Annotated in this window: 3 protein-coding genes and 1 pseudogene; all 4 read left to right on the top strand. The window is 71.0% G+C overall.

Annotated elements, in window-relative coordinates; translation table 11 throughout:
• The coding region (locus J0695_RS39750) for a sugar phosphate isomerase/epimerase family protein (RefSeq protein WP_206969707.1) at positions 1–535 on the top strand (535 nt) is incomplete at its 5' end.
• Entirely contained in the window at positions 526–1,104 is a 579-nt protein-coding gene (locus tag J0695_RS39745; protein WP_206969706.1) for an EboA domain-containing protein, read from the top strand. The genes J0695_RS39750 and J0695_RS39745, both read left to right, overlap by 10 nt.
• A gap of 11 nt (positions 1,105–1,115) precedes the next feature.
• Complete coding sequence (locus tag J0695_RS39740; protein ID WP_206969705.1) at positions 1,116–1,967, top strand: TatD family hydrolase; 852 nt, start codon at positions 1,116–1,118, stop codon at positions 1,965–1,967.
• A 3-nt stretch (positions 1,968–1,970) separates the two neighbouring features.
• Positions 1,971–2,482 (top strand): annotated as a pseudogene (locus tag J0695_RS39735) (metabolite traffic protein EboE); the annotation flags it as partial.

Below are 2,482 nucleotides of genomic sequence, written 5' to 3'. Positions count from 1 at the left end.
CCAGGTCGCCGCCGACCTGGGCGCCCACGCCGTGCACTGCTTCAGCGGCGTCACCCCCGAAGGAACCGACCCCGACACCGCCTGGAAGCGCCTCGCCGAAGCGCTCACCCCGGTCATCGACACCGCGGCTGCCGCTGGGATCCCCCTCGCCGTCGAACCCGAACCCGGCCACCTCCTCTCTTCCCTCGCCGACTTCCACCACCTGCGCCGCACCCTCGGCGACCCCGAGCCCCTCGGCCTCACCCTCGACATCGGCCACTGCCAGTGCCTGGAGGAGGCCTCACCCGCCGAGTGCATACGCGAGGCGGCGCCCTGGCTGCGGCATGTCCAGATCGAGGACATGCGGCGCGGCGTCCACGAGCACCTGCCCTTCGGAGACGGCGAGATCGACTTCCCGCCCGTACTCGAAGCCCTTGACGACACCGGCTATCAGGGGCTCACCGTCGTCGAGCTGCCCCGCCACTCCCACGCGGGTTCCGAGCTGGCCCGTACCTCACTGGACTTCCTCCGCAAGGCGGCCCCGTCATGCCGATGACCCGCAAGGAACTCGACTCCCAGCTGGGCGGGGCGGCCAGAGCCTGGCTCGACGAGGCGCTCGCCGAGGCCGAACAGGCGGCCCCTGTATGGGAGATGCGGTTCGCGACCGCGGCCCGCGAGTGCAGCCAGGAGCACGCGGGCACCGTCCGCGCCCTCCTCCTCGCCGAAGCCGGCGCCGACACGGCCACCCTCACCCGGCTCTACCAGCAAGGTTCGGCGGTCGAACGCAGGGACGTGCTGCTCGCCCTCCCGTACCTCCCCGGCCTCGGCCCTTCCGCGCTTCCCCTCGTGGAGGACGCCCTGCGCACCAACGACCTCCGCATCATCGCCGCTGCCGTCGGCCCCTACGCCGCCACCCACCTCGACCCGCACGCCTGGCGGCACGCCCTCCTCAAGTGCCTGTTCACCGGAGTCCCCGTCGACGCCGTCGCGGCCCTTCCCGCCCGCGCCCACGGCGACACCGAACTCGCCAGGATGCTCCGCGACTTCGCCGCCGAACGCACCGCGGCCGGCCGCGCGGTCCCCCTCGACCTCGACCGAGTCCTGGCCCTGACCGTCCCGGAGTAGGAGTCCCGCCGATGCGCATCTTCGACCCGCACATCCATATGACCTCCCGCACCACCGACGACTATCAGGCGATGTACGACGCGGGGGTGCGCGCCCTCGTCGAGCCGTCCTTCTGGCTCGGCCAGCCCCGCACCTCGCCGGCCAGCTTCTTCGACTACTTCGACGCGCTCCTGGGCTGGGAGCCCTTCCGCGCCTCCCAGTACGGCATCGCCCACCACTGCACGCTCGCCCTCAACCCCAAAGAGGCGAACGACCCCCGCTGCACCCCCGTGCTCGACGAGCTGCCCCGCTATCTCGTCAAGGACAATGTCGTCGCTGTCGGCGAGATCGGCTACGACTCGATGACCCCGGCCGAGGACACCGCTCTCGCCGCCCAGCTCCAACTGGCCGCCGACCACGGGCTGCCCGCCCTGGTCCACACCCCGCACCGGGACAAGCTCACCGGTCTGCACCGCACCATCGACGTGATCCATGAATCGGACCTCCCCCCGGACCGCGTACTGCTCGATCACCTCAATGAGACAACCGTAGAGGCCGCCACTGACAGCGGCTGCTGGCGCGGTTTCTCCATCTACCCCGACACCAAGATGGACGAGGACCGCATGGTCGCGGTCCTGCGGACGTACGGAACCGAGAAAGTCCTGGTCAACTCGGCCGCAGACTGGGGCAAGAGCGACCCGCTCAAGACCCGCGCGGTCGGCGACGCCATGCTGAAGGCGGGCTTCGGCGAGGACGACGTCGACCAGGTCCTGTGGCGCAATCCGGTCGCCTTCTACGGCCTCAGCGGACGCCTGCGCCTGGACGTCGACGAGCCCCGGCAGCCCACCCACGAAGGCAACTCCATCCTCCGCGGAGGTGCCTGACCCATGCGCTTCCGGCACCCCGACGGTTCGACCGTCCATCTCGCGTACTGCACCAACGTCCACCCCGCCGAGACCCTCGACGGCGTACGCGACCAACTCCGCGACCACTGCGAACCCGTACGCAGACGACTCGGCCGCGACCGCCTCGGCATCGGCCTCTGGCTCGCCAGGAACGCCGCGAGGGCCCTGATCACCGACCCGGCCGCGCTGCGCGGACTGCGCGCCGAACTCGACCAGCGCGGCCTGGAGGTCGTCACCCTCAACGGCTTCCCCTACGAGGGATTCGGCGCCGAAGAGGTCAAGTACCGCGTGTACAAGCCCGACTGGACCGACCCCGAACGCCTCGCGCACACCACGGATCTGGCCCACCTCCTCGCGGCCCTGCTCCCCGACGACGTCACCGAAGGCTCCATCTCCACCCTCCCGCTCGCCTGGCGCACGGACTTCGACGACACGGCGGCCGACGCGTCCCGCACCGCGCTGACCACCCTCGCCGGCCGCCGTGTCGTCGAAGT

It is taken from the genome of Streptomyces beijiangensis, from assembly GCF_017315755.1.
Taxonomy (GTDB): Bacteria; Actinomycetota; Actinomycetes; order Streptomycetales; family Streptomycetaceae; genus Streptomyces; species Streptomyces beijiangensis.
The sequence above is the reverse complement of the archived record's forward strand: the minus strand, read 5'-3'. Positions and strand labels throughout refer to the sequence as shown.